This window comes from Streptomyces sp. NPDC048290, from assembly GCF_040652095.1.
GTDB lineage: Bacteria > Actinomycetota > Actinomycetes > Streptomycetales > Streptomycetaceae > Streptomyces.
The window spans coordinates 378,035-403,858 of record NZ_JBEZLM010000001.1; the positions used below are offsets into that span (position 1 = coordinate 378,035).

The 25,824-nt window shown below is 74.1% G+C and carries 16 protein-coding genes; 2 read left to right on the top strand and 14 right to left on the bottom strand.

The features are described from left to right. Positions 1–2,307: a bifunctional salicylyl-CoA 5-hydroxylase/oxidoreductase gene (locus AB0D49_RS01320; RefSeq protein ID WP_362748764.1), complete on the bottom strand. Its 2,307-nt coding sequence runs from the start codon at positions 2,305–2,307 to the stop codon at positions 1–3. Next, a complete protein-coding gene (locus AB0D49_RS01325) occupies positions 2,304–3,131 on the bottom strand; it encodes an enoyl-CoA hydratase family protein (RefSeq protein WP_362748767.1) in 828 nt (275 codons plus the stop codon). Before AB0D49_RS01325 ends, AB0D49_RS01320 begins: the two co-directional genes overlap by 4 nt. Positions 3,132–3,654: 523 nt before the next feature. Here AB0D49_RS01325 and AB0D49_RS01330 point away from each other — a divergent pair. Further along, on the top strand, positions 3,655–4,092 hold the full coding sequence (locus tag AB0D49_RS01330; protein WP_362748770.1) for an ATP-binding protein: 438 nt from the start codon (positions 3,655–3,657) through the stop codon (positions 4,090–4,092). Positions 4,093–4,097: 5 nt separating this feature from the next. Here AB0D49_RS01330 and argF read toward each other — a convergent pair whose 3' ends face one another. The 12 genes from argF to AB0D49_RS01390 form a co-directional block, all read right to left on the bottom strand. Next, complete coding sequence (gene argF / locus AB0D49_RS01335) at positions 4,098–5,105, bottom strand: ornithine carbamoyltransferase (RefSeq protein ID WP_362748773.1); 1,008 nt, start codon at positions 5,103–5,105, stop codon at positions 4,098–4,100. Positions 5,106–5,267: 162 nt separating this feature from the next. Beyond that, entirely contained in the window at positions 5,268–6,491 is a 1,224-nt protein-coding gene (locus AB0D49_RS01340; protein WP_362748776.1) for an arginine deiminase, read from the bottom strand. A 94-nt stretch (positions 6,492–6,585) separates the two neighbouring features. Next, a complete protein-coding gene (locus AB0D49_RS01345; RefSeq protein ID WP_362748779.1) occupies positions 6,586–8,337 on the bottom strand; it encodes an HEXXH motif-containing putative peptide modification protein in 1,752 nt (583 codons plus the stop codon). A gap of 210 nt (positions 8,338–8,547) precedes the next feature. Then, the gene (locus AB0D49_RS01350; RefSeq protein WP_362748782.1) at positions 8,548–8,796 is read right to left on the bottom strand and encodes a hypothetical protein; all 249 of its coding nucleotides are present in this window, start codon (positions 8,794–8,796) and stop codon (positions 8,548–8,550) included. A 147-nt stretch (positions 8,797–8,943) separates the two neighbouring features. Beyond that, positions 8,944–10,083: a caspase family protein gene (locus AB0D49_RS01355; protein ID WP_362748785.1), complete on the bottom strand. Its 1,140-nt coding sequence runs from the start codon at positions 10,081–10,083 to the stop codon at positions 8,944–8,946. After that, on the bottom strand, positions 10,080–11,252 hold the full coding sequence (locus tag AB0D49_RS01360; protein ID WP_362748788.1) for an alpha/beta fold hydrolase: 1,173 nt from the start codon (positions 11,250–11,252) through the stop codon (positions 10,080–10,082). The genes AB0D49_RS01355 and AB0D49_RS01360 overlap by 4 nt, the downstream gene beginning before the upstream one ends. 175 nt (positions 11,253–11,427) lie before the next feature. After that, on the bottom strand, positions 11,428–16,086 hold the full coding sequence (gene fxsT / locus AB0D49_RS01365) for an FxSxx-COOH system tetratricopeptide repeat protein (RefSeq protein WP_362748791.1): 4,659 nt from the start codon (positions 16,084–16,086) through the stop codon (positions 11,428–11,430). Continuing rightward, positions 16,087–17,172: an AAA family ATPase gene (locus tag AB0D49_RS01370; RefSeq protein ID WP_362748794.1), complete on the bottom strand. Its 1,086-nt coding sequence runs from the start codon at positions 17,170–17,172 to the stop codon at positions 16,087–16,089. Further along, positions 17,169–18,923: a hypothetical protein gene (locus tag AB0D49_RS01375; protein WP_362749308.1), complete on the bottom strand. Its 1,755-nt coding sequence runs from the start codon at positions 18,921–18,923 to the stop codon at positions 17,169–17,171. Before AB0D49_RS01375 ends, AB0D49_RS01370 begins: the two co-directional genes overlap by 4 nt. A gap of 1,075 nt (positions 18,924–19,998) precedes the next feature. Next, a complete protein-coding gene (locus AB0D49_RS01380; protein ID WP_362748797.1) occupies positions 19,999–22,560 on the bottom strand; it encodes a polynucleotide kinase-phosphatase in 2,562 nt (853 codons plus the stop codon). Beyond that, positions 22,557–24,047 carry a 3' terminal RNA ribose 2'-O-methyltransferase Hen1 gene (locus tag AB0D49_RS01385; RefSeq protein ID WP_362748801.1) on the bottom strand — a complete coding sequence of 497 codons (1,491 nt, stop codon included), beginning with the start codon at positions 24,045–24,047 and terminating at the stop codon, positions 22,557–22,559. The genes AB0D49_RS01380 and AB0D49_RS01385 overlap by 4 nt, the downstream gene beginning before the upstream one ends. Positions 24,048–24,222: 175 nt before the next feature. Then, on the bottom strand, positions 24,223–25,146 hold the full coding sequence (locus AB0D49_RS01390) for an LLM class F420-dependent oxidoreductase (RefSeq protein ID WP_362748804.1): 924 nt from the start codon (positions 25,144–25,146) through the stop codon (positions 24,223–24,225). Between the two features lie 467 nt (positions 25,147–25,613). Between AB0D49_RS01390 and AB0D49_RS01395 the strand changes: the two genes are divergently transcribed. Further along, a complete protein-coding gene (locus tag AB0D49_RS01395; RefSeq protein ID WP_362748807.1) occupies positions 25,614–25,814 on the top strand; it encodes a hypothetical protein in 201 nt (66 codons plus the stop codon). The last annotated feature ends 10 nt before the right edge of the window (positions 25,815–25,824 follow it).

The following is a 25,824-nucleotide window of genomic DNA, read 5'->3' on the forward strand; positions in this document are numbered from 1 at the left end:
TCAGAGGGGCTGGTTCCCCAGCGTCAGCCGCGGCCGGGGCGCGTCCGTGCGCCCGGTCCTCGGTGGTCGGCTGCCCGCCCGGTACGGCTCCGGCCAGCGCACCCCCGGCCCGTCGTAGCCCTGTTCGGCGGCGGCGTGCAGGGTCCAGTGCGGGTCGTAGAGGTGGGGGCGGGCCAGCGCGCACAGGTCGGCGCGTCCGGCGAGGATCAGCGAGTTGACGTCGTCCCAGGAGGAGATCGCGCCGACCGCGATCACCGGGACCCCGGCCTCATGACGTATCCGGTCGGCGTACGGCGTCTGGTACGAGCGGCCGAAGTCGGGCCGTTCGCCGCTGACCACCTGACCGGTCGACACATCGACGGCGGCGGCGCCGTGCGCGGCGAAGGCGCGGGCCATGGCCACGGCGTCGTCCCCGGTGGTGCCGCCGTCGGCCCAGTCGGTGGCGGAGATACGGACGGTCAGGGGCCGGTCGGCGGGCCAGACCTCGCGTACGGCGTCGCACACCTCCAGCGGGAAGCGGAGCCGCCGGTCGAGGGTGCCGCCGTAGGCGTCGGTGCGGAGGTTGGTGAGCGGGGAGAGGAAGCCGGACAGGAGGTAGCCGTGCGCGCAGTGCAGTTCGAGCAGGTCGAACCCGGCGTCGGCGGCCCGGCGGGCGGCGGCGGTGAACTCCCCCTTGATGCGGTCGAGTCCGTCGGCCGACAGCTCGGCCGGGGTCTGGCTGCCGGGCCGGTACGGCAGCGGGGAGGCGGCGACGAGGGGCCAGTTGCCGGTGTCGAGGGGCTCGTCCATGCCCTCCCACATCAGCTTGGTGGAGCCCTTGCGCCCGCTGTGGCCGAGCTGGACGCCGAGGGCGGTGCCGGGGGCCTGGGTGTGGACGAAGTCGGTGATCCGGCGCCAGGCCGCGGTCTGCCGGTCGGTGTAGAGGCCCGCGCAGCCGGGGGTGATCCGGCCCTCGGGGCTGACGCACACCATCTCGGTCATGACCAGCCCGGCGCCGCCGAGGGCGCGGGCGCCGAGGTGGACGAGGTGGAAGTCGCCGGGGACGCCGTCGGTGGCGGAGTACATGTCCATGGGCGAGACGACGACCCGGTTGCGCAGGGTGAGTCCGCCCAGCCGGAACGGGGTGAACATCGGGGGTGTGCCGGGTGGGCAGCCGAACTCGTCCTCGACGGCGGCGGTGAAGCCGGGGTCGCGCAGCCGCAGATTGTCATGGGTGACCCGGCGGCTGCGGGTCAGCAGGTTGAAGGCGAACTGGCGGGGCGGCTGGTCCAGATGGCGGGCGAGGCCCTCGAACCACTCCAGGCTGGCGCGGGCGGCGCGCTGGGTGGAGGCGACGACGGGCCGGCGTCCGGCCTCGTAGGCGGCGAGCGCCTTGGGCAGCGAGCGGTGTTCGGTGAGGGCGGCGGCGAGCGCGAGGGCGTCCTCGACGGCCAGCTTGGTGCCGGAGCCGATGGAGAAGTGGGCGGTGTGGGCGGCGTCCCCGAGCAGCACGGTGTTGCCGTACGACCAGTGTGCGTTGACGACCGTGCGGAAGGTGGTCCAGGTGGAGGCGTTGGAGCGCAGGGGGCGTCCGCCGAGGGCGGTGGCGAAGATCTGCGCGCAGCGCTCGACGGAGGCGCCGATGTCGGCGGTGTCGAAGCCCGCGGCCCGCCAGACCTCCTCGCGCATCTCGACGATGACGGTGGAGGCGTCGGGGGCGTAGGGGTAGCCGTGCAGTTGCATGACGCCGTGCTCGGTCTCGGCGATCTCGAAGCGGAACGCGTCGAAGGCGAGATCGGCGGCGAGCCAGAGGTAGCGGCAGCGGTGCGGGGTGAGGTGCGGCCGGAAGGCGTCGGCGTGCGCCGCGCGGACGGCGCTGTGCACCCCGTCGGCGGCCACCACCAGGTCGTGGGTGGCGGCGAGCCGGTCGGGGTGGGGGGCGGGGGTGCGGAAGCGGAGGTCGACGCCGAGGGCGCGGCAGCGCTCGTGCAGGATCTGGAGGAGGCGGCGGCGGCCGAGGGCGGCGAAGCCGTGTCCGCCGGAGGTGTGGCGGGTGCCCCGGTGCACGATGTCGATGTCGTCCCAGCGCACGAAGTGCTCGCGCAGTGCCTCGTGGACGGCGGGGTCGGCGTCCTCGATGCCGCCGAGGGTCTCGTCGGACAGGACGACTCCGAAGCCGAAGGTGTCGTCGGGGGCGTTGCGCTCGTAGACGGTGATCTGCCGGGCGGGGTCGAGGCGTTTGAGGAGGACGGCGGTGTAGAGGCCGCCGGGTCCGCCGCCGGCTATGGCGACCCGGAGGGGGTGTGCGGCGGGGGCCGGGCCGGTCATCGGCCGCTCCAGCGTGCGGGGCGCTTCTCGGTGAAGGCGGCGTGGAACTCGGCGTAGTCCTGGCCGGTCATCAGCAGGGCCTGGGTGGACGCGTCGAGTTCCACCGAGGCGGCCAGCGGCATGTCCAGTTCGGCGGTGAGCAGGGCCTTGGTCTGGGCGTGGGCGAGGGCGGGGCCGTCGGCGAGTCTGCGGGCGAGGGCGTGGGCGGCCTTGCCGGTGTCGCCCTCGTCGGTGAGTTCGCTGATCAGCCCGATGCGTTCGGCCTCGGGGGCGCGGACCGGGTCGCCCAGCATCAGCAGCCGGGTGGCGTGGCCGAGTCCGACGATCCTGGGCAGCAGATACGCGGCGCCCATGTCGCCGCCGGAGAGGCCGACGCGGGTGAAGAGGAAGGCGAACCGGGCGCTGGGGTCGGCGACCCGGAAGTCGGCGGCGAGGGCGAGGACGGCTCCGGCGCCCGCGGCCACGCCGTGCACGGCGGCGATCACCGGGAAGGGGCACTCGCGGATCGCCCGGACCACCTGGCCGGTCATCCGGTTGAAGTCGAGGAGGTGCGCGGTGTCCATGGCGAGGGTGGCGCCGATGATCTCGTCCACATCACCGCCGGAGCAGAAGCCGCGGCCCTCGCCCGCCAGCACCAGGGCGCGCACCGAGCGCTCCCGGGAGAGTTCGGCGAGCAGGTCCCGAAGGTCGGCGTAGGCGCCGAAGGTGAGGGCGTTGAGTTTCTCGGGGCGGGCCAGGGTGACGGTGGCGACGCCGTCGGACTCCTCGACGCGCAGATGGCGCCAGTCGGGGGTGCGGGCGGCGGAGCCGGTGAACGGACTCATGGCGGGCGGCCTCCTCGGGCGGGCACCGCCTCACAGTGCGGCGCTTGCGCTCTCCCGTGCTCTACCCGGGGAACTTATCACCCATTCATGACCGTCGTCAGATACGCGCGATAGCTGACGGGAGGGGCCGCACGCCCGGCGAACCGCCCCAGGAAGAGTCGCCCGCCCGTCGAACCGCCCCGGGAAGAGTCGCCCGCCCGCCGAACCGCCCCGGGAGGGTCCGCACGCCCGGCGAACCACCTCCGCACCCCGGTCACGCACCGCCGCCGCCCCCTCACCCCACGTCGCTCTCGTCACCGCTTCTCCCCCGGACGTCAATAACGCGGTAACAGCGGGATCAGTTGTGCGACGCACATCGTTTCCCCGAGTAAGCCGCACCATACTGGCCTCCCGCCGGGGGGCCCGAAGTCCCGGCGACGCCCGACCAGTGACTCTGCCGGGGGGGCGTCGTACCATCCCTAAAGTTGAAAGCAGGACGGCCCGACGTCCCACTCGGGGTTCCTGCGGCACGAACGGACTCGCCTTGCACGATCGCTCCCCCGCCTCCGCCTCCTGGCGCATCGCGCTGCCGCACTCCGCCGCGGCCGTGCCGGTCGCGCGGGCCCTGGTGCGGACCGCACTGGCCGAGCTGGAGCACGGGGCCGACAGCGACACCGCCGAGCTGCTGACCGCGGAGCTGGTCGCGAACGCCGTCGAGCACACCTCCGGCGACGCCCCGATCGAACTCGTCCTCCAGCTCCTGCCCACGGGCTGCCAGGTCGAGGTGCACGACCCCGACCCGTCCCCCCCGGGCGAGCTGACCCGGCCGCCGGACCACGCGCCCGACCCCTGGCAGGAGCACGGCCGGGGACTGCTGCTGATCCGTGCCCTCAGCTCGGCCTGCGGCCACCGCGCGACGGAGACCGGCAAGGCGGTGTGGTTCACCCTGTCCGTCGTGCCGCCGCAGTGGCGCGGCCCCTGACCGGGTCAGGCCAGCGTGGCGACCAGCACCGCCTTGATGGTGTGCAGCCGGTTCTCCGCCTCGTCGAAGACCACCGAGTGGGCGGACTCGAACACCTCGTCCGTCACTTCCAGCGAGTCCAGCCCGTGCCGCTCATGGATCTCCCGGCCCACCTTGGTGCCCAGGTCGTGGAAGGCGGGCAGGCAGTGCAGGAACCGCACCCCGGGATTGCCGGTGGCCCGCAGCACATCCATGGTGACGGCGTACGGCGCCAGCGCGGCGATCCGCTCGTCCCAGACCTCCTTGGGCTCCCCCATGGAGACCCAGACGTCGGTGGCGACGAAGTCGGCGCCCCGCACCCCCTCCGCCACCGACTCGGTGAGCGTGATCCGCGCCCCGCTCGCCGCGGCCAGCTCCCGCGCCCGTGCCACCACGGCCGCGGCGGGCCAGTACGCCTCGGGGGCCACGATCCTTACGTCCATGCCGAGCAGGGCGGCGGTGACCAGGTAGGAGTTGCCCATGTTGAAGCGGGCGTCGCCGAGGTAGGCGAAGGCGGTGCCGGTGAGCGGCTTGGCGCAGTGCTCGGTCATGGTCAGCACATCGGCGAGCATCTGGGTGGGGTGCCAGTCGTCGGTCAGCCCGTTGAAGACCGGTACGCCCGCGAACCGGGCCAGCTCCTCCACCGCGTCCTGGCTGTCGCCCCGGTACTCGATCCCGTCGTACATCCGGCCGAGCACCCGGGCGGTGTCTTTCACGGACTCCTTGTGGCCGAGCTGGGAGCCGGAGGGGTCCAGATACGTGGTCGACGCCCCCTGGTCGGCCGCCGCGACCTCGAAGGCGCACCGGGTGCGGGTGGAGGTCTTCTCGAAGATCAGCGCGATGTTCCGGCCGACGAGGTGGCGGGTCTCCGTCCCGGCCCGCTTGGCCGCCTTCAGCTCGGCGGCCAGCTCGATCAGCCCGAGGAACTCCGCACGGGTGAAGTCCAGCTCCTTGAGGAAGCTGCGGCCGGCGAGGGCGGTCGGGACGGTCGCCATGGTCGCTCCAGGGGTTCGACAGGACGGGGAATCGGGACGGGAATCAGTACGGGCCAGCATGACCGACTGGAAGTCTATACGACGATCGGCATTCTTATACACTCACCGTCTCCCGCCCGGTCCCCACCCCTGGACCAACCCCTAGACCAGCCCCTAGCCCCCCTACACCGCGTCCCGCTGCACCGGACAGCTCATACAGCGCGGCCCGCCCCGCCCCCGCCCCAGTTCGCTGCCCGGGATCTCGATCACCTCGATGCCCTGTTTGCGCAGTTGGGTGTTGGTGGTGGCGTTGCGCTCGTAGGCGACCACCACCCCGGGCTCGACGGCGAGCACATTGCAGCCGTCGTCCCACTGCTCGCGTTCGGCGGAGTGCACGTCCTGCACGGCGGTCAGCACCCGGATCGCGTCCAGGCCGAGCGCGGCGGCGATGGCCCGGTGCATGTGCTCCGGCGGATGGTCGGTGACCTTCAGCTCCCGCTCCCCGCTGCCGGGCTCGATGGTGTACGAGCGGAGCATCCCGAGCCCGGCGTACTGGGTGAAGGTGTCGCCGTCGACCATCGTCATCACCGTGTCGAGATGCATGAAGGCCCGTCGCTTCGGCATGTCGAGCGCCACGATCGTGGTGGCGGACCCGGCCGCGAACAGTTTGTGGGCGAGCATCTCCACGGCCTGCGGGGTGGTGCGCTCGCTCATCCCGATGAGCACCGCCCCGTTGCCGATGACCAGCACGTCCCCGCCCTCGATGGTGGACGGGTAGTCGGCCTGCCCCTCGGACCAGACATGGAACGGGTCGCCGCTGAACAGCGGATGGTGCCGGTAGATCGCCTCGAAGTGCACGGTCTCGCGCTGCCGGGCGGGCCAGCGCATGGCGTTGATGGAGACCCCGTCGTAGATCCAGGCGGAGGTGTCCCGGGTGAAGAGATGGTTGGGCAGCGGACCGAGCAGGAAGTCGTCCAGCTCCATGGCGTGGAACCGTACGGAGGTCGGCTCGGCGTGGCCCTGGAGGAACTCCCGTTTGGTCATCCCGCCGACCAGCGCCTCGGCGAGGTCGGGGGCGGACAGCGCGGCGAACGCGGCCCGCAGCGGGCCGGTGGCCAGCGGACCGTACTCCTTCTCGTCGAAGACCCGGTCCAGGACGAGGGTGCGGGCCGCCGGGATCGCCAGGGCCTCGGTGAGCAGGTCGCCGAAGAGATGGACCTCGACACCGCGGTCGCGCAGGACGTCGGCGAACCCGTCGTGCTCGGCGCGCGCCCGGCGCACCCACAGCACATCGTCGAAGAGCAGCGCGTCCTTGTTGCTGGGGGTGAGCCTTTTGAGCTCTAGATCGGGCCGGTGCAGGATGACGCGGCGCAGCCGCCCGGCCTCGGAGTCGACGTGGTATGCCATGTCTCCATCCTGACCAATCGGGCAGGTGTTCACCCCCGTTTCCCCCAGGACCGCCACTGCGGACCGGCGCGAAGACCTGGACCGACGACCTCGCTCAGCCGCTGCACAGCGGCTGGCGCAGCTCCGGGCGGGCCAGCAGCCGCCGGGCGGACGGGCCCGGGGTGAGGGCCGCGTGGGCGACGATCCAGCCCGCGAGCGTGTGCGGGTCGGCCGGATCGCGCTCCAGGGCGGCGGTGTACCGGTCGAGCGCGGCGGCCGGGTCGGCGGCGGCGAGATGGTCGTCGGCGGTGCGCGGGGCACCGGGGGCGGTGGCGAAGGCGTGGGTGCGCCGGTCGGTCCACGCGGCCCGGTCGGGGGACGGCCGCAGGGCGCCGGACGGGCCGGGCAGGACATTGCGCAGCCGCCACTCCGTGCGGTGCAGTGCGGCGGCGGTGCGGGCGCGGGCGAGGGGGGCCGGGGGCACGGGTTCGCGCAGCCAGCCGTCCAGGGTGGCGGCCAGGCCGGACACCAGCCGGTGTCCCTGCGCGGTGAGCCCGCCGCTGGTCAGCAGGGTGCGCGCGACCAGCCTGCTCTGGAGGCGCCGGAGCGCGAAGTAGTAGGCGGCGCCGTCGGCGTGGGCGGGGTCGGCCATCCGGTCCCGCCAGAAACCCGCGACCGCGGTGAAGGCGTACGCCCCGTGCAGCAGCCCGGTCAGATGGCGCGGGTCGCCACGCCAGGGGGCGTAGTAGCGCTCGGCGCGGTCGTCGTCGAGGAGCGGGAAGAGATGGAGCAGGGCGCCGAGCTTGCTGTGCTGGAACTCGTGGACGAGGGTCTCGGCGAGCGGCAGGGCGGTGGCGGGACGGGCGATGACCATCGCGCCGAAGGTGTCGCCGCTGGACGCGGAGACCACCACGGTCGGCGGGGCGGGCGGGGTCGCGGCGGTCCGTCCCCAGGGCACGACGGCCCTGATCCACGCCGGGTCCAGCCGTCCGGGCCCGACGGTCCCGGTCCCGGTCCCGCCCCCCGTACCGGTACGGCTGTTCGGCCCGTCGGTGCCGACCAGGGTCAGCGCCTGGTCGAACAGCTCCTGCCAGGCCCGTGCCTCGGCCTCCTCCAGGCGGGCCGGGGGGACCGGGTCGTCGAGGTCGCGGTAGGGGTCGAGGTCGTCGAGGGGGACCGCTCCGCCGGAGTGGGTGAGGGTGCGCAGCGGGAGCCAGCCGGGCGACGGGTCCGGGGCGGTGGCGCCGACGGGCGTGGTCGCCGGGCGGCAGCGCAGCGTACGGGTGCGGCCGTCGTGGTCCGGCCCGGAGAGGGTCAGCTCACCGGCGCGGGTGCGGGCCCGGCCGACCGTCGCCCCCGGCGCCGGGCTGGGCAGCACGGCCCGGCCGAGACCGGGCAGATGCAGGCCCCCGTCGGTCAGCGCGACCCGTACGTCAGCCTCCGTACCGGCGCGCAGCGAGGCGGCGACGGCGAGCGCGGCGAGATGCCCGGCCTCCGTCCACAGCGGCGGTCCGCCCGACGTGCCGTGGACGCGCCGCAGCAGATGGGCGAGCCAGCCGCCGGTGGACGGGGTGAGCAGCAGGGCGTCGACCGCGTCCGGCGCCCGTTCGGCGGCCTCCTTGAGGGTCCGCCAGACGGTGCCGGGCGGGTCGAGGGGGCCGGACGGGGCGGGCGGGCCGGGCGGGGCAGCCAGGGCGGTGAGCCGGTCGAGCAGGGTGCGCAGCAGCAGGAGCCGCCGGGCGCGCTCCCCGCGGACCAGGAAGGCCACGGCCTCGTCCGAGCCGCCCCCGGTGGCCAGTTCGGTGAAGAGCCGGTCGGGCATCCGGAACGGGGCGGGGCCGGGCGGCGGCGCGGTCGGCTTGCTCATGGGCGGAGACCTCCGGTCACGGGTGCGGACGTGCGGTGCGGTCGGGTCCGGTCCGGCCGGTCGCCGGCCGGTGCGCCGACCGGGTGGCCCTCCCGGAGGGGCGGCCCGCGCACACCGCCCGCCGGGCGGACCCTCCCGGAGACACGACACACGCACACCGCCCACCGGGCGGACCACCCCGGAGACACCGCGCGCGGACCCGGCCGTCGGTCACTCGGCCTGCGCGCTGCCTCCCGCTCCCGTCCCCTCTCCCCCGCCGCCCTGCTGGACGCCGTGCCGGGCCCGGAGGACCTCCTGGAGGACACGGGCCCGCGTGTCCAGCGGAGGCAGTGCGTCCACGGCGGACAGGGGCAGCCCCGTGAGGTCGGCCAGGTCCGATTCCCAGCGGCCGGCACTCGTGGCGAGGGCCGGTCCTTCGCCGGCGGCCTCGGCGTGGTGCACAGCGGACGGCTGTTCCAAGATGCTCCCCCTTCTCACCCTGCGGCACGTGGCGGCAGACAGCGGGACGCGGCGGCACGTGCCCGTGCCGCTCCCTGTTCTGCCCATGTCCATTTCCATCATGACCATTCATGAGCGGGTCGAAAACCATACGATCCCGCCACTCGATCATTTCTGATCGCTTGAGGGAGTCTTAGCGTCGGTGAACTCCCTGAGCGCCGCCTCCAGTTCGGCCGCCCGTTCAGGGTCGTCGTCCAGTGCGAGCACCGCGTCGTACAGGTCCCACAGCGCCCCGGAGCGGTCCCTGGCCAGCCGGTTGAGGATGCCCGCCACATCCGTACGCGTCTTGCTGTGGCGGGGCAGTGTCGCGGTGACCCGGGGGTCCAGCGCGGCGACCACGGTCTGCCGCTCCCCCGGGTCGTGCATCAGCGGATAGGCGACCAGCGCGGCCACCGCCCGGTTCAGCGGCGAGGGCGCGCGCACCGCCACGGCGGCCGGTGCGGGCGGCGCGGGAGCCAGGATTTCCGTACGGTCGGGGCTCTGGAGCCGGATCTCCGGGTACTGGAGGGTAGCGCCCGCGTCCCTGAGGGCCGCGATACGTGTCTTCACGGCCGGAAACAGCTCCTCCGCATCCGGCGGGGCGGGCAGCAGGGCCGCCCGGTCGGCGAGCAGGGCGAGCACGATCTCGGAGAAGAGCCCCGTTCCGCGCGCCGGATCGTTGGCGGCGGCCCGGCCGCGCCCGGCGGCCCGCAGCACGCTCTGCCGGTGCGTCAGGTTGCGCCGCCCGACCGGCAGCCCGTCCGGCGGCAGCGGCTCCCGGAAGGCGAGCGCCTCCTCGAACGTCTCGCAGGCGTCCACCACCCAGAGCTGCTCGGCGAAGCCCGGCACCGCGTCCCCGGCGTACCGCTCCAGCGCCGAGTCCAGGCCGATGGCGAGCTTGTCGTCGGTCCCGGCGTCCGCGCAGAACAGCCGCAGCTGCCCCGCCCGGTCCAGCACGCCGTGCCCGCCCCACCACACCCACAGGACCTCGCCCCGCTCCTGCGGCAGGTCCCGCACCAGCACCCGGCGCAGCGTGGCGTGGTCGGCCGCCGCGTACGGCACGCCCGGGACGTACGGCGGCAGCGGCGCGAGGTGCAGCCGCAGCCGCTCCTCGGGCACCCCGGCCGCGCGCAGCAGCCGCCAGAAGGCGACGGCGTCCCGCGCCGGTCCCGGCAGGTCCCACGCGGGCCCGGCCTCGTACCGCTCGACGCCCACGATCAGCGCCGTGACCCGGGCCGGGTCCACCGGCACGGCCCGTGGGGCGGTCACGGCAGCCGGTCCACGATGTGCCGGTACACCTCGGGGTTGGTCCAGTAGGCGCTGTGCGCGGCCGGGAACGGCTGCCGGCTGTCGACGGCGATGTCGGTGACCCGGCCGGGGAAGAGCGGCCCGCCGAGGTAGGAGAGCAGATCGCGGCGGTCGTAGAGGTTGAGCCAGTCCGGGACGTGCGGCGGCAGCGGGGCCGGGTGCTCCAGGGAGGGCAGCGAGCCGGACTCGTACAGGAACGGCCCCTGCGATCCGGCCGTCACCAGCAGCCGTACCTGGGGCAGCGGGGCGCCGATCAGGGTGTCGAGGGCGATGATCCCGCCCAGGCTGTGGCAGACCAGGGTGACCGGCGCCGCCAGTCCGGCGACCAGGGTGCGCAGTTCCTCGCGGACGGCGGCGCCCCGGGCGAGATAGCGCAGGATGTCCCCGGCGGCCGGGTGCGCGGCCTCGGTCAGCGCCCGTCGGCGCCGTACGACGGCGCTGGTCGCGGCGGACCCGGCGGCCCGCAGCAGCACGGTCCGCAGCCCCCGCTCACTGCCCCGTGGCGCCCCGCCGAGCGCCTCGGCGAGCTGCTGTACGACGGTGTCGCGGGCGTCACCGGCCGGGACCAGCGGGTCGTCGGCGGCGAGCAGCGCGGCGACCACCCGGGCGGTGAGGCTGCGCGCGGCGAGTTCGGCGAGGTCGTCCGGGCCGAGGGCCTCGGCGGCGGGTCCCAGGAGCGGATGCGCGGTCAGGTCGGCGGCGGCGTCCGCCAGTCCCGGCCCCAGGGCGGCGGCGGGCTCGTCGCCCCGCGCGGCGAGCGCGCCGAGCCGGGCCTGGAGCGGCTGCTCGGGCGGTACGGACCCGGGCGGGCGTTCGCCGGGCGGACCGGCCAGGGCGGCGGCGAGGGCGAGTTCGGCGTAGGGGTCGGCGTACAGGGCGGCCCAGTCGGCGGCGTCCGCCTCCGGACCGTCGGCGCTCACTCCCTCACCGAGTCCGCGGACGGCACCGCCTTCGGGCGGCAGGCTGAGCCCGCCTCCGGCCAGCGCGGCGCCGTGCGGTGCGCCCCAGTAGTACGGCACGACACGGAGTCCGGGCCGCAGCGCGGTCAGTCCCGCCGCCACCCGCCCCGCGAGCTTGGAGAAGCCGGGCTCGCGCACCCCGGTCCCATGGACGAAGACAACCGCCGTCATGTGCCCCCCGTGACACCCGTGCGGCCCGTGTACGACCGGCCCCCGATGCCCTGCGCTCGGTGGTTCTCTGTTCGATGTAGCGTCAACGTAACAGTAGGTGGGGGCAGTTGGCACCGGCAAGCGGAACAAACCGGCGGAGGGGCCGTGCCCCGCCGCCGGTCCCGTCCGTCGTCTCCTACAGCGGCATCGGGGTGATGTCGCACTCGATCCGGCGGCGCTGGCGGGCCGCCACCAGCCAGGGGTGTTCGGCGCGGACCACACGGGAGAAGCCCTCGACGGCCGTGCGCTGCAACTCGTCGGCCTCCGGACCCCGGCCCAGGCCCCGCAGGTCCAGGGCGAGGTTGGCGGTGACCGAGAGGGTCAGCGGGTGGTCCTCGCCCGCGGCCTCGGCGAGCAGCGGCAGGTTCGTCCCGTCGATCTCCCGGGCCCGCTCGAAGTCGAGCCGCGCGTACGCCGTGTTGGCCTGGCCGATCGCCACGGTCAGGGTACTGACATGGCGCGGGCCGACGGTCCCGGCGAACCGGCGGGCGGCGTCGTCCTCCATCTCCTGCGCCTCGTCCAGCGCGGCCAGCGCCCGCAGGGTGGCGGCCAGGTTCGCCCGGGTCATCAGGGTGTACGCGTGGTCGCGGCCCAGCCGGGTCTCCAGCCGCCGCACGGTGACCTCGGCGAGGCTGCGGGACGCTTCGAGGTCGCCGTCCAGGCGCTGGTCCACGCTGAGGTTGATGGCCGTGGACAGGGAGTCGAAGTGGTCCGGGCCGTACCGGGCGACGAACCGGCGCAGGGTCTCCTCGGACAGCTTCAGCGCCTCGCCGAACGCGCCGTCGCGGCGCCGGGACACCGCCAGGTTGCGCGCGGTGCGCAGGGCGAGCGGGTGCTCCTCGCCGAACGAGCCGACCGCCCGCCGGTAGGCGTCCTCCTGGTAGTCCCGTCCGCCCGGGTAGTCGCCGCCCTCGCGCACGTCGATGGCCAGCGCGTTCAGGGAGTTGAGGGTGAAGAAGCTGGCCGAGCCGAAGAGCTGCTCGCGCTGGCGGGCGTTCTCCGTGTCCAGGTCGAGCGCCTCGCTGAACTGTCCGCAGAACCGCAGGTGTACGCCCCAGGCGTGGATGGCGCGCAGGGTGATCGGGTCGTCGGCCCCGTACAGCGAGCGGGCCAGTTCGGTGGCCTCGGCGGTCAGGTCGCGGCCTTCCTCGAAGCGGCCCTGGTAGCCGCGGGCGTCGGCCAGTTCGCACAGCGAGTCGATCAGGTCCTCGGGGTCGGCGTCGATCCGGCGGCAGACCTCCAGCGCCTTCTCGGTGAGCGGGATCGACTCGGGGACCTGGCCGATCTGGCGGAGCAGGAAGGCCAGGCTCTTGGTGATCCGGATGACCTGGACGTCCTCCTCGCCGGAGGCGGCCATCCAGGCGTTCCAGCACTGCCGGGCCAGTTCGGCGGCGCCCTCGTGGTCGCCCCAGTAGTAGAGGAACCACACGGTGTCGAGGACCAGGTCCCGTACATAGGTGTCGGTGCTGAGCACCGCCTGCGAGGCCAGCACGTGAGGCAGCAGCGCCTGGTAGGAGCGCCACTCCAGGGACGAGCCGAAGGGGCCGGGCTTGGCCGCGGACAGCAACTGGTGGGCGGCGTCCCGCATACGGACCCGGTCCGCCGGGTCCAGCTTGGCCAGCAGCACCGTCTGGAGCAGCCGGTGCATCTGGAGGGTGTTGGACCGGGGGTCGACCTTGATCAGCGAGAACTGGCTGAGGTCGCGGACCGCGCGGTTGAGCTTGATGGACTCGCGCAGCACCGGGTCGATCTCGGGGGTGATGCTGACCCCGCGGCTGCCGCGCAGCACGGACCGCGGGATGGGCTCGGGGGCCATGCTGGCGCAGATGTCGAGGAGTTGCCGGGCGCCGGGGTTGCGCTCCCGGATGCGCTCCAGCGAGATGTCCCAGGCGGCGGCCACCGACACCGGGTACTCGGGAGAGGGGTCCAGCTCCAGGATCTCGGGGCTGCGCGCGTTCAGGAGTTCGAGGTACTCGTCGACCTGCATCCCGGTCACCGCCCGCCAGGCGCCCGCCTGCTCGACCGCCAGCGGCAGATCGCCCAGCGCCTCGGCGAGCCGGTCGGCGTCCTCGACGCTCAGATCCGGTGACCGCCGCTGGAGCAGTTCGACGGACTCCTCGCGCTCGAACACATTGACCGGCAGCGAGGTGGCGACCCGCTCCCAGGCCCGGTTCCGGGAGGTGACGATGACCTTGCCGGGACCGTTGGTCGGGAAGTAGGCGCGCACCGCCTCGACGTCCTCGGCGTTGTCGAAGATCAACAGCCATCTGTCGTACGGGACTCCGCTGCGCAGCGCCTCCAGGACGGCGGGCACGGCGGTGTTGGCGGCGGGCACACCCACACCGTCCTGGGCGGGGGCGACGCCGAGCTGGGCGGCGAGCTGGGCGAGCGCGGCCAGGATGAGGCTCTCGCGCTCGGCCGGAATCCAGCAGATCACCCGGTAGTCGTACTGGTGGGAGTAGACGTACTCCAGGGCCAGCTGGGACTTGCCGACCCCGCCGAGACCGTGCAGGGCGTTGGGCAGCACGGCGGCCGTGTCCTGGGCGGCGAGCTGCTCCTCCACGGCCCTCAGAAGCGCCTGCCGGCCGACGAACGAGGTGTTCCGCAGGGGAACGTTCACCAGAAGGGCGGGCGTTGCGGTCGTGGTGCTCTGCATGAGCTGCTCAGCCTCCGGGGCTACGGGTGGGGTGGCGTCGGTTACCAGCACGGGGGGTTCTCCTGGCTCGTCGGGGCCGTTCGACGGAGGCAGGCTTCCCCCTCCGCCGGACATTCCCCCACCAGACTGGCCGTTCCCCCCGGAAGAGGACAGTCCGTCCATGGTGCCGTCCACCCGTTCGGCGGCGCCGGGCTCGCGGGCGTCCGGGACACCAGGAAGGACGGCGGTATCGGGGCCGGCGGTTCTGCCGGGTGGGAGGTCGGCGGCGCCGGGGTCCGGGTCGCCCAGGTCGCCGGAGGCCGTCGCGGTGGCGCCCGCGCGGACCAGCCGGGGCTCGATCCGCCGCGCCCGCTCCGCGTACGGCCCGGACAGCGCGCGCATCACGGCCAGTTCGCTGCGCGCCCAGGCGCCCGCGCCGGGGTCGGGCAGCACGGTGCCCGCCGGGTCGCGCAGCGCGGCGCGCAGGGCGACTCCGCGGGCTCCGGCGGCGGGCAGTTCACCGACCACGGTGACGGTGTGGGCGAGCTGGCTGCGGGTGGTGGTGGCGAGCAGTTCCTCACGGACGCCGTCGGCGAACTCGGGCCGTCCGTCGCCGCCGTCCCAGTCGATCAGCCCGCCCATCAGGATCTCGGCGAGATGGTCGGGGCCGGTCTCCGGCATGATCCGCCGCCGCAACTGCTCGACCAGGTCGAACTCGAAGGGCACGGCGGCGAGCTGGGTGGCGAGCCGCCGGGCGGCGGGGGTGGCGAGGGTGGAGAAGCGGCGGACGGCGGCCTTGGCGGCGCGCGGGAAGCGCGGGGCGCGCAGTCCGGGCGCGGGCGAGCCCTTGGTGAGCGTCCCCGCCAGCACCACGGGCAGCGCCCGGCGCACCCCGCGCTCACCGGTGACGAGATCGGCCCAGGCGGCCAGCGAAGCGGGCTTGAGGGACAGCACGGGCACCGGCACCGAGCCGTCGTCGCCGCTGGGCAGCGGGCGCAGCGGGTCCAGGCCGCCGGGCGGCGGCCAGTGCGCCAGGGCGTGGTTGGCGGCGCCGAAGCCCCCGGCTTCCAGGACGGCGTCGTAGGGGTAGAGGGTGGCGCGGCGGCGCATGTGCGGGGGCAGCAGATGGACCAGCGCGGTGGGGCCGCCGTGGGCGAGGCGGCCGAGCAGGTCGTCGGCGGCGGGGGCGGCCCAGCCGTGGGCGAGGCCGTCGGTGACGACCAGGAAGATCCGGCCGCCGCGCGCGTCGAGGAGTTCCCCGGGGTCGGCGGCGGGTCCGGCGGGGATGCGGCGCAGGACGGCGGCGCCGGTGCGGGGGACCTGGACGAAGACCGTGCGCACGGCGCGGAAGGCGCCGCTCTGCTCGGCGGCCTCGGCGAGCCGGGTGGTGGCCTCCTGCCAGATCCGCATGGTCGGGGCGTCGTCCACCACCAGCATCAGATCGAAGGCGGCGGAGCGGCTGGGCCGCAGGAACGGCATCCACAGTCCGTCGGCGAGCCCGCGCTCGGCGGTGGTCTCCTCGTCGAGTTCGAGGGTGGCGCGCGAGGGCAGCCGCCGGGCGAGCCGGTGCAGGGCGCGCGCGAACAGCGCCGTGGCCCGGCCGGGCCGGGGGGCACCACGGTCGTCGGGGGGCAGCAGCGGCCGGGAGACATGCAGGGTGAACGGGCCCTCGGGATCGGGTAACAGCCGGGCCGTGCCCGCGCGCTCGGGGCCGGGGGTGTCGATCGGGTCGCGGGGGCTCGGGGGAGGGAGGGGGTGCGCGGGAAGCGTGGGAAGCGTGGTGACCGAGGGCCGGGCGAGCGGCGGGAGCGTGGCGGGGCCGGGCGGACCGGTGTCGCTGCCGGTGTCGGTGTCGGCTGCGGTCGCGGGCTCGGCGTCGGCGGCGGCGTCGGCTTCCGGGCGCGGCTGGTCCGCCGTCGGGTCCGGTGCGGGCGGGGCGGGCTCTTGGGGAGTGCCGCGGGCCGGGCCGCCGTGGCGGGACCAGTACGCGGCGAGCCACACCGCGTCCGCGACCTCCTGCCAGCGCGGTTCCTCGGCGGGACCCGGTGCGGGCACGACGACCGGGTCGGCGGCGTCGGGGAACGCCGAAGGGGGCGACGACCCCGAAAGGGGGAAACCGTCACCCGGCCCGGATGCGTGCTCCCTGGAGTAGCCCTTCATTCAGCGGCCCTTCGCGAGGTCGCGCAGGAGCATTTCCACGAGCTTACGCCCGTCACCATCGGCCTGGAAACCACCCGCTGTAGTCATCTGGACGGCGTTCAGCAACTGGTCCAGGGAGTGGGTGCCGCCCGCCTGGATGCGCTGGACGAACAGATCGACCAGGTCCTCGGTGCCGTGCGGGCGGGCCCCCAAGTGCCCTTCCACCATGGCCAGCAGCTGGTCGCGGGTGGGGGTGCGCATCTCCAGCGGGAGGCAGCGGCGGCGGAAGGCGGCCGGGAACTCGCGCTCTCCGTTGCTGGTGATCACCACGACCGGGAACTCCCGGCACTCGATCCGGCCGTCCCGGATTCCGGCGTGTCCGCCGGGGTCGCTGGTGTGGACGCGCGCGGAGTCCGCGGTGTCACGTACCAGTTCCGGGATGTCATAGCTTCCGTTCTCCAGGACGTGCAGCAGGTCGTTGGGCAGGTCGATGTCGCTCTTGTCCAACTCGTCCACGAGCAGCACCCGGGGTCGATCGTAGGGCAGCAGAGCGGTGCCGAGCGGTCCGAGGGTAATGAAGTCGCCGAGACCGGGCGGTAGTTGACCGGACTGTGAGAATTCCGAGGCCGGGCCATTGCCGTGGGGGACGTCGGCGCCTTCCGGGGTGCCGTCGCTCAGCCCGGCCCGCCAGGCGGCGATGGCCTGGGCGCGGCCCATGGCGTCATAGGCGTAGAGCCCGTCGCGCAGGGCGGTGCGGCTGACGATGTTCCACTCCAGGACCCGGCCGAGGTCCAGTTCCCGGGCGATCAGATGGGCGAGGGTGGACTTGCCGACCCCGGGCGGGCCGGTGATCAGCAGCGGCCGGCGCAGCAGCAGGGCGGCGTTGATGACGTCGATCTCCTCGGCGCCGAGCTGCGGGGCGATGTCGCCGGGGCCGAGGCGGCGCAGCGCGGCCTCGGGGTCGGCGGCCGGCACGTCCAGCGCCGGGGCGCCGCGGAACCGGCGCCAGGGCGGGGGCGGCGGCACCTGCGGCGGGGCGGCGGGGGCACGTCCCGTGCCGTGGAACATCCGCCAGCCGTCGGGTGACGTCTGCTCCGGTGCGGTCATGCCGATGCCTCCTCGCTGGCGAGATCGCCGTGCGCAATGGGGTCGATGGGATGGTGAAGGGGATGGCCGGGACGGCCGGGATGGCTGGAGTGGCTGGAGTGGCTGGAGTGGAGAGGACGGTCGGGTCCGATGGAGTCGACGGGACGGAGGGGAGCCGGAGGTTCACGGGGATCAAGGGGAGCGACGGATTCCGCCGTTCCCCCGCGCCCCTGGGGATCGTTCGGGTCGTTCGGGTCGGTGAGGTCCGTCGGATGGAGGTCCACGGGACGGGTGGGATCGTCCCACAGGAAACCGATGTGACGGCCCAGCAGCTCACCCGGACCGCGGCCGTCCGTCTCCGCGTTGCGGCGCAGCAGATGCACGGCCAGCGGGATGCGCTCGGGGGACGGGGCAGCGGCGAACAAGGCGGTGATCACCTCCCGGCGTTCCTCCCGGAACACCCCTCTGCGGTCCCAGATCGCGAGCCCTATCCCTTCCGCGATGGCGGCTCTGAGGGCCGCCTGTGCCATGGCGTCGGTGGGCGCGTCGAGCACCACCGCCGTATGTCTTGCTTCCCCGGCGAGGGTGGCTTGCCACGCGCCGGGCGTACGGCCGTCCGGTTCGCGCCAGCCGTGCACCGCCACACCGTGCTCGCGCAGCATCCGCCAGCGCTCCCGCCACTGGTCGCGGACCAGGGCGTCGTCCGTCCGCATCCGCTCAAGACTGCGCAGGTGGACGCCGTACTTGAGGCTGAGCGGCAGGGGCTGTCCATCGCCGATGCGATGGGTCAGACCGGCCACGTCATGATTGAGCAGGTCGTACGGAAGTACGAATTCGACATACGGCGGTGGAGGGCGGCGCCCGCCCGCGCCGGGCTCGGCGGGCACGGACCACAGCCGTGCGCCCTGGCGCAGCGCCCGCTCGACGGCGGTGCCGAGGTGGTCGAGCGTGGTGACGGCGGGTTCGCCGGGCTGCGGGTCCCAGTAGCCGGGCACCGAGTTCAGCCAGGGGCGGACGACGATCTCGTCGGTGCCGTCCCGGGCCGGTTCCACGGCGACCACCAGACAGCGCGGGATGTCGGGGTCGGGGGCCGCCGTCACACGGGCCGTCCGGCGCTCGCGCAGCGGCTCGGTGAGCCCGGCGCGGGCGGCCCAGTCGTCGGCCCACTCGCCCAGCGCGGCGCGATGGGCGGGGACGAGGGCGATCCGGGCGGCGCGGTCGAGCAGCAGCACGGCGGGGGGCAGTCCGTCGGGCTGTACGTTGCGGTCCAGGAGGTGCTGGAAGAGCTGGTCCGGCTGGAGACCGGTGGGCAGGTCGACCCCGTTCAGCTCCTCGACCAGGTCGTCCCGGAGCCGGACGGCGGGGATCTCGCCCTGGGCGAGCACGGCACGGGCGGTGGCCATGTCGTCGGGGGCGACCGGACCCGCGGGCCGGCCGGTCGCGGCGGGGGTGAGCAGGTCGTCCAGGAGCCGGTCGACGTCGTCGCCCGCGAGGTCCCCTTCGAGGATGCGCACCACGTCGACCAGGAGGCGTTCACCACCGGCCGCGCCCAGCGCGGTGCGGACCAGGACGACGACGTCCTCACGGAGTTTGATGCCGCGCAGATCGACCTGGCGGCCCAGCAGATCGCCGAGGAGCCCACCGAACTGGAGACGGCTCTGCGCGTCCTCCATACAGCCGAGGTGGCACAGCTCATTGGTCAACCGCAGCAGTAATCGCGTTCCGCGCGCGCGTACCGCGTCGCCGTCGGGTCCGTCGACCCCCGCGCCCATCGTCACCGACTGTCCCCCCGAAGCCGGTTCTCCCTGCCTGACCGGCCAGCGAAGTTAGCACGGCAACCAGCGGTTAACCAGGGGCCCCTGGGAAAGGAGCCGCAGCCTCCGGCCAAGTTAGCCCGTTCGGGAGCCGACTTGACCGGAATCCACCGCGGCGGAATCACTCCAGAATCTCTCACGCACCGTCAATTTCCCCACCAGCCGAACCTCATACGACGCTCACGCACTGTTTCCTTGGGGGGGTGTGGGGGATGCGGGGCGCCCGGGAGGGGGATGGCGGGGTACCCCGCCGGGGGATGGACGGGTGCCCGGTCGGGGGGGAATCGCGGGGCGGGGCGCCCTGCCGGAGGGCGGGCGAGCGGCCTGCGTACGCGGACGCGAGGCCGGGCTTACGCCCAGCGCCCCGCCGGGCCACGGACGGAAGACCGGGCGGAGCCCCCGCCGCACGACCAGAAGGCCGCGTGGATGCCTGGCAACCCGCCGCCGCGCGACGGACGGCAACCGGGCGGGAGGCCGGGCACCCCGATCCGCCACGGGGCGAGCCCGAGGGAACGCGCGGCGGCCCGCAGGGCATCGGGCGAGGGCCCGGACAGACCACCGGGCGACCCGCCCGACAGCGGACGGAAACTCCGACGGCCGCCCGGCAACACGCCACGCCACGGACGAAGACCTCAGCCGTCTGCCCGACCGGGGACGGCAACCCGGAAGGACAGCCCGACAACTCGCCCGACCACAGACACGAACCCGGACCGACAGCCCGGCGCCCCGCCCGACCACAGACACGAACCCGGACGGACAGCCCGGCGCCGCGCCCGACCGCAGTCGGAAGGCCGGGCGGACGGCTGGCAATCCGTCGCCGCACGACGGACGGCAACCGGGCGGGTGGCCGGGCACCCCGCCACGCCACGGGCGAAAACCCGAGCGGACGCACGGCAGCCCGCCGGGCGTCGGACGAACGCATCCCCCGGCAGCCCGCCCGGTCGTGGGCGGAGACCGGACGGGCGGTACGGCGGCGACCCGCCCGATCGTGAGCGTCACCCGGAGGGGCAGCGCTCCGACACGGGCGGGGGCGTCACAGGCGGGGGTCGACCGGTTCCGACTCCAGGGACAGGACCGCGAAGACCGTCTCGTGCACCCGCCACAGCGGCTCGCCCGCCGCCAGGCGGTCCAGGGACTCCAGGCCGAGGGCGTACTCGCGCAGGGCGAGGGAGCGCTTGTGGTTGAGGAAGCGGCGGCGCAGACGGTCCAGGTGGTCGGGGCGGGCGTACTCGGGGCCGTAGATCAGCCGGAGGTACTCCGCGCCGCGCACCTTGAGGCCGGGCTGCACCAGCCGTCCCTTCGGGTCGCGGACCAGCGCGCCGAGCGGTTTGACGACCATGCCCTCGCCGCCCCGGCCGGTCATCTCCCGCCACCAGTCGACTCCGGCGGCGACGGAGGCGGGGTCGGCGGTGTCGACGTACAGGCGTCGGGTGGTGGTCAGCAGGCCCGTGGTGTCGTGCTCGACCAGGCGGTCCAGCAGGGTCAGCTGTTCGTCGTGCGGCAGGGCGGCGAGGCTGCGGCCCTGGACGGCGAGGAGCTGGAACGGGGCGAAGCGGACCCCGTCCAGGCCGTCGGTGGGCCAGCAGTAGCGCCGGTAGACGTCGGTGAACGCCGCCGCGTCCGCGGCCCGTGCGCGCTGGCGGTCCAGCAGGGGCGTGACGTCGGCGGAGCGGGCGGCGGCCCGCTCCAGGGCGGCGAGCGCGTCCGGGAAGACCGCACCGGCGGCGGCGCCGACCGCCGCGTACTGGGTGCGCAGCAGCCCGGACGCCTTCAGCGACCACGGCATCAGCTCCGCGTCCAGCAGCAGCCAGTCCGTCTCCAGCTCCGTCCACAGCCCGGCCGCGTCGATGGCGGCGCGCAGCCGGTCGAGGACCGCCTCGGTCAGGGTGCCGTCGGTGAAGAAGGGGCGGCCGGTGCGGGTGTAGAGGGAGCCGGTGGGGCCGTCGACGCCGAAGTGCCGTCCTGCCGCGGCGGCGTCCCGGCACACCAGGGCCACCGCCCGCGACCCCATGTGCTTCTCCTCGCACACGACCCGCTCGACGCCGTCCTCCCGGTACTGGGCGAACGCCTCCGACGGGTGCTCAAGGAACCCGTCGGCCGTACTGGTCGGCGCCGGGGCCATGGTGGGCGGCAGATAGGGCAGCAGCCGCGGGTCGATCGCGAAGCGGCTCATGACCTCCAGGGCCGCCGCCGCGTTCTCCTCGCGCACGGTGATCCGCCCGGCGTGCCGGGTCTCCACCGTCCGCCGCCCCTGCACGTCCGCCAGGTCCAGCGGACGCCCGTCGTGCCCGCCGGGCGCCTCCGCGCGCAGCGGCCGGACCGGCTCGTACCAGACCCGCTCGGCGGGTACGTCGACCAGTTCGCGTTCCGGCCAGCGCAGCGCGGTGAGCCGGCCGCCGAAGACGGCGCCGGTGTCCAGGCAGATGGTGTTGTTCAGCCAGGTGGCCTGGGGGACCGGGGTGTGGCCGTACACCACGGCGGCGCGGCCCCGGTAGTCCTCGGCCCACGGGTAGCGCACCGGCAGCCCGAACTCGTCGGTCTCCCCGGTGGTCTCGCCGTACAGGGCGTGCGAGCGGACCCGGCCGGAGGTGCGGCCGTGGTACTTCTCCGGCAGCCCGGCGTGGCAGACGACCAGCTTGCCGCCGTCGAGGACGTAGTGGCTGACGAGTCCGTCGATGAACTCGGCGACCTCGCGGCGGAACTCCTCGCTCTCGCCCGCCATCTGGGCGACGGTCTCGGCGAGCCCGTGGGTGTGCTGGACCTTGCGGCCGTTCAGGTGGCGGCCGAACTTGTTCTCGTGGTTGCCGGGCACGCACAGCGCGTTCCCGCTCCTGACCATCCCCATCACCCGGCGCAGCACGGCCGGGCTGTCGGGCCCGCGGTCGACCAGGTCGCCGACGAAGACGGCGGTCCGGCCGTCCGGGTGGACGCCGTCGGTGTAGCCCAGCTTGCCGAGCAGGGACTCCAGTTCGGCGGCGCAGCCGTGGATGTCGCCGATGATGTCGAAGGGGCCGGTGAGGTGGGTGAGGTCGTTGAACCGCTTCTCGGTGCGGACGGTCGCCGCGTCGATCTCCTCGACCCCGCGCAGCACATGCACCTTGCGGAAGCCCTCGCGTTCCAGTCCGCGCAGGGAGCGGCGCAGTTCGCGGATGTGCCGCTGGATGACCCGGCGGGGCATCCCGGCCCGGTCGGCGCGGGCCGCGTTGCGCTCGGCGCACACCGACTCCGGGACGTCCAGCACGATCGCGATCGGCAGTACGTCGTACTCCCGGGCCAGGGCGATCAGCTGACGGCGGGCGTCCGGCTGGACGCTGGTGGCGTCGACGACCGTACGGCGGCCCGCCGCCAGGCGTTTTCCGGCGATGTAGTGCAGGACGTCGAAGGCGTCCCGGGAGGCGCTCTGGTCGTTCTCGTCGTCGGAGACCAGGCCCCGGCAGAAGTCGGAGGAGAGCACCTCGGTGGGCTTGAAGTGGCGGCGGGCGAAGGTGGACTTGCCCGAGCCGGACGCGCCGACCAGCACGACCAGGGAGAGGTCGGTGACGGGCAGGGTCCGCCCGGCGACGGGTGTCGTGGTGGTGTCGGTGGTGTCGGTCATGCTGCTTTCGCCTCCGTCCGCTCGGTCAGGGTGAACACGGCCAGCTGGGTGGGCGGGCCGACCTCGGGGTCGTCGGGGCCGACGGGCCGGAAGTCCACGGCGTAGCCGTGCCGGTCGGCGACCGTGGCCGCCCAGGCGCGGAACTGGGCCCGGGTCCATTCGAAGCGGTGGTCGCCGTGCCGGACATGCCCGGCCGGGAGGGACTCCCAGCGGACGTTGTACTCGACGTTGGGGGTGGTCACCAGGACCGTACGGGGGTGGGCGGCGCCGAACACCGCGTACTCCAGGGCGGGCAGCCTCGGCAGGTCCAGGTGCTCGATGACCTCGCTGAGCACGGCCGCGTCGTAGCCCTTGAGTCGTCGGTCGGTGTAGGACAGCGAGCCCTGGAGGAGCTGGACGCGGGACGCCTGGCGCTCGCCCATGCGGTCCAGTTTCAGCCGCCGGGCGGCGATGGTCAGCGCCCGCATCGACACATCGACGCCGACGACATCGGTGAAACGGACGTCCTTCAGCAGCGCCTGCACCAGCTGGCCCTGGCCGCAGCCGAGGTCCAGGACGCGGGTGGCGCCCGCCTCGCGGAGCGCGGCGAGGATCGCGTCCCGGCGCTGGACGGCGAGCGGCACGGCCTTCCCGTCCGAGGCGTCCGTCTCCTCTCCCGTCTCGTCCCCCGTCTCTTCCGGGACCGCGTTGTCGATCTCCTCGACCTCGCTGTCGTCGGTCTCGGCCAGCCGGAGCAGTTCCAGCCGTTCGCGGGCCTCGCGGGTCAGGGACCAGCGGCGGGCGAGGTAGCGGCTGGTGATCAGCTGCTGTTCGGGGTGCTGGTGGAGCCAGCCCTCACCGGCCCGCAGCAGCTTGTCGACCTCGTCGGGCGCGACCCAGTAGTGCTTGGCGTCGTCCAGCACCGGCAGCAGCACATACAGATGGCGCAGGGCGGCGGACAGGGTCAGCGTGTCGGACTCCAGGACGAGGCGGACGTAGCGCGAGTCGCCCCACTCCGGGAATCCCTCGTCCAGCGCCACGGCCCGCGCGGTGACCGTCCAGCCGAGCGGCTCGAACAGGGCGCGGACCAGGTCGGGGCCGCCGCGGGCGGGCAGCGCGGGCACCTCGACACGCAGCGGCAGCGGCTCGGCGGCGCGTTCGGGCCGGGCCCGGCACACTCCGCGCAGGGCGCTGGAGAAGACGGCGCTGAGGGCGACCGCGAGCAGCGAGGAGGCCGCGTAGGGGCGGTCGTTGACGTACTGGGCGAGGGCCGCGTCCGGGGCGCCGCCGCGGCCCTTGCTCTTGCTCCGGCGCACCAGCGCCACCGCGTCGACCTCCAGCAGCAGGGCCGCCGTGCAGCGCTCCACGTCGGCCTCGGGGTAGAGGACGTGCGCGGTGCCGTGGGAGGTGGAGAACGTCTGCGCCCGGTCGGGATGCTTGTGCAGCAGGAAGCCGAGGTCGGTGGCGGGACGTTCGGGGACGCCGGTGGTGGTGATGGTCAGGAACATGGGCGGGGCCTCTCCGGCCGGACGGTTGGGCGGTTGGGCGGTTGGGCGGTTCACGGACGCCGTGCGCGCGAAAGCCCCCAGGACGGTGATCCTGAGGGCTCGGCAGGACGACGGTCCTACCTTCGCACGCGGGTACGGGCGCCCGCCTTCGGATATCGCTCCGGTGCCGCCGCCGTCAGGACAGCTGGGACTGGACCTGCGCGGAGATCAGCTCCAGGTGGTCCAGGTCGTCGAGGTCGAGGACCTGGAGGTAGACCCGGCTCGCCCCGGCGTCGGCGTAGCGGCCGATCTTCTCGACCACCTCGGCCGGGGAACCGGCGAGGCCGTTGGCCTTGAGTTCATCGACCTCGCGGCCGATCACGGCGGCGCGGCGGGCGACCTCCTGGTCGTCCTTGCCGACGCAGACCACGAGGGCGTTGGAGTAGACGAGGTCGTCGCCCTTGCGGCCGGCCTCCTCGGCGGCGGCGCGCACCCGGCCGAACTGGCGGGCGCTGTCCTCGATGGAGGCGAACGGCACATTGAACTCGTCGGCGTAGCGGGCGGCCAGCCGCGGGGTGCGGGTGGCGCCGTGGCCGCCGATCAGCACGGGCACCTTGGCCTGGGCGGGCTTGGGCAGCGCGGGCGAGTCCTTGAGCTGGTAGTAGGTGCCGTCGTAGTCGAAGGTGTCGCCGACGGGTGTCTCCCACAGCCCGGTGACGATGGCGAGCTGCTCCTCGAGCCGGCCGAACTTCTCCTTGGGGAAGGGGATGCCGTAGGCGGCGTGCTCCTCGGCGAACCAGCCCGCGCCCAGGCCGAGTTCGATCCGCCCGCCGGACATCTGGTCGACCTGGGCGACCGTGATGGCGAGGACGCCGGGCAGCCGGAAGGTCCCGGCGGTCATCAGCGTGCCGAGCCGGATACGGCGGGTCTCGCGGGCGAGCCCGGCCAGCGTGATCCAGGCGTCGGTGGGCCCGGGGAGCCCGTCGACCGAGCCCATCTTGACGTAGTGGTCCGAACGGAAGAAGGCGTCGAACCCGAGGTCCTCGGTGGCCTTGGCGACCGTGAGCAGCGTGTCGTACGTGGCCCCCTGCTGGGGCTCGGTGAAGATGCGAAGATCCATGGGGCCATCATGCACAGGGGCACGGGCGCGATGCCGGAACGCGGCTGGGTACCGTCCCGGCGATGGTGAACGGGGCCACGCACGTCACCCCGCGCGCACGGACAGCCGCGAGGGCCGGGACGAGGCAGGACGCCGGTGCGCTGCGGGCGACGATCGCCATGTCGGGCAGGGGAGCCCCCTCCCAAGTGGGCGGCAGTGGCGGCGAGGTGGGGACGCGGAGGTGCGTGGTCTCGGTGCTCCGGCCTGGAATCCCGCCGGATCGTGTCGGGCGTCGGCCGTGTCGGGATCCTCGGTCGGGTGAACTTCGTCAACACCGTGGGGCGCGGGGCGCTCGGACCAGTGACCCGGTTCCGTGGTGATCGTTGGCTCGGGCGGAGCCGGAGCGACCGGCGCCCGCATCCGGCCGTGCGGCTCGGGGGCGACTTTCGCAGCGGCCCTCGCGGGGGCCTGGGGCCGAGGAGGCCGTCATGTCCGAGGAAACCGTGCCGCAGCAGGGCGGAGCGGCCCAGCCGAAGGGCCTGTTGCAGCAGATGGAGGAGCTGATGGCGGCGCTGAGCGCGGATCTGAACGCCCTGGACGCCGACCTCCAGGCAGCCGGGAGCGGCACCGCGCCGGGCCGCGGGCATGTCGAGGAGGACGAGCAGGGACTCAGCGCCTCGGGTGTGTGAGACCCCGGCG

Bases quoted from the DNA above. Each gene is read 5' to 3' on its own strand.
- AB0D49_RS01370 (WP_362748794.1), bottom strand. From the start codon at position 17,172: ATGACCGCACCGGAGCAGACGTCACCCGACGGCTGGCGGATGTTCCAC.
- AB0D49_RS01380 (WP_362748797.1), bottom strand. From the start codon at position 22,560: ATGACCGACACCACCGACACCACCACGACACCCGTCGCCGGGCGGACC.
- AB0D49_RS01385 (WP_362748801.1), bottom strand. From the start codon at position 24,047: ATGTTCCTGACCATCACCACCACCGGCGTCCCCGAACGTCCCGCCACC.
- AB0D49_RS01345 (WP_362748779.1), bottom strand. From the start codon at position 8,337: ATGAGCAAGCCGACCGCGCCGCCGCCCGGCCCCGCCCCGTTCCGGATG.
- AB0D49_RS01375 (WP_362749308.1), bottom strand. From the start codon at position 18,923: ATGGGCGCGGGGGTCGACGGACCCGACGGCGACGCGGTACGCGCGCGC.
- AB0D49_RS01395 (WP_362748807.1), top strand. From the start codon at position 25,614: ATGTCCGAGGAAACCGTGCCGCAGCAGGGCGGAGCGGCCCAGCCGAAG.
- fxsT (WP_362748791.1), bottom strand. From the start codon at position 16,086: ATGAAGGGCTACTCCAGGGAGCACGCATCCGGGCCGGGTGACGGTTTC.
- argF (WP_362748773.1), bottom strand. From the start codon at position 5,105: ATGGCGACCGTCCCGACCGCCCTCGCCGGCCGCAGCTTCCTCAAGGAG.
- AB0D49_RS01340 (WP_362748776.1), bottom strand. From the start codon at position 6,491: ATGGCATACCACGTCGACTCCGAGGCCGGGCGGCTGCGCCGCGTCATC.
- AB0D49_RS01320 (WP_362748764.1), bottom strand. From the start codon at position 2,307: ATGACCGGCCCGGCCCCCGCCGCACACCCCCTCCGGGTCGCCATAGCC.
- AB0D49_RS01360 (WP_362748788.1), bottom strand. From the start codon at position 11,252: ATGACGGCGGTTGTCTTCGTCCATGGGACCGGGGTGCGCGAGCCCGGC.
- AB0D49_RS01325 (WP_362748767.1), bottom strand. From the start codon at position 3,131: ATGAGTCCGTTCACCGGCTCCGCCGCCCGCACCCCCGACTGGCGCCAT.
- AB0D49_RS01390 (WP_362748804.1), bottom strand. From the start codon at position 25,146: ATGGATCTTCGCATCTTCACCGAGCCCCAGCAGGGGGCCACGTACGAC.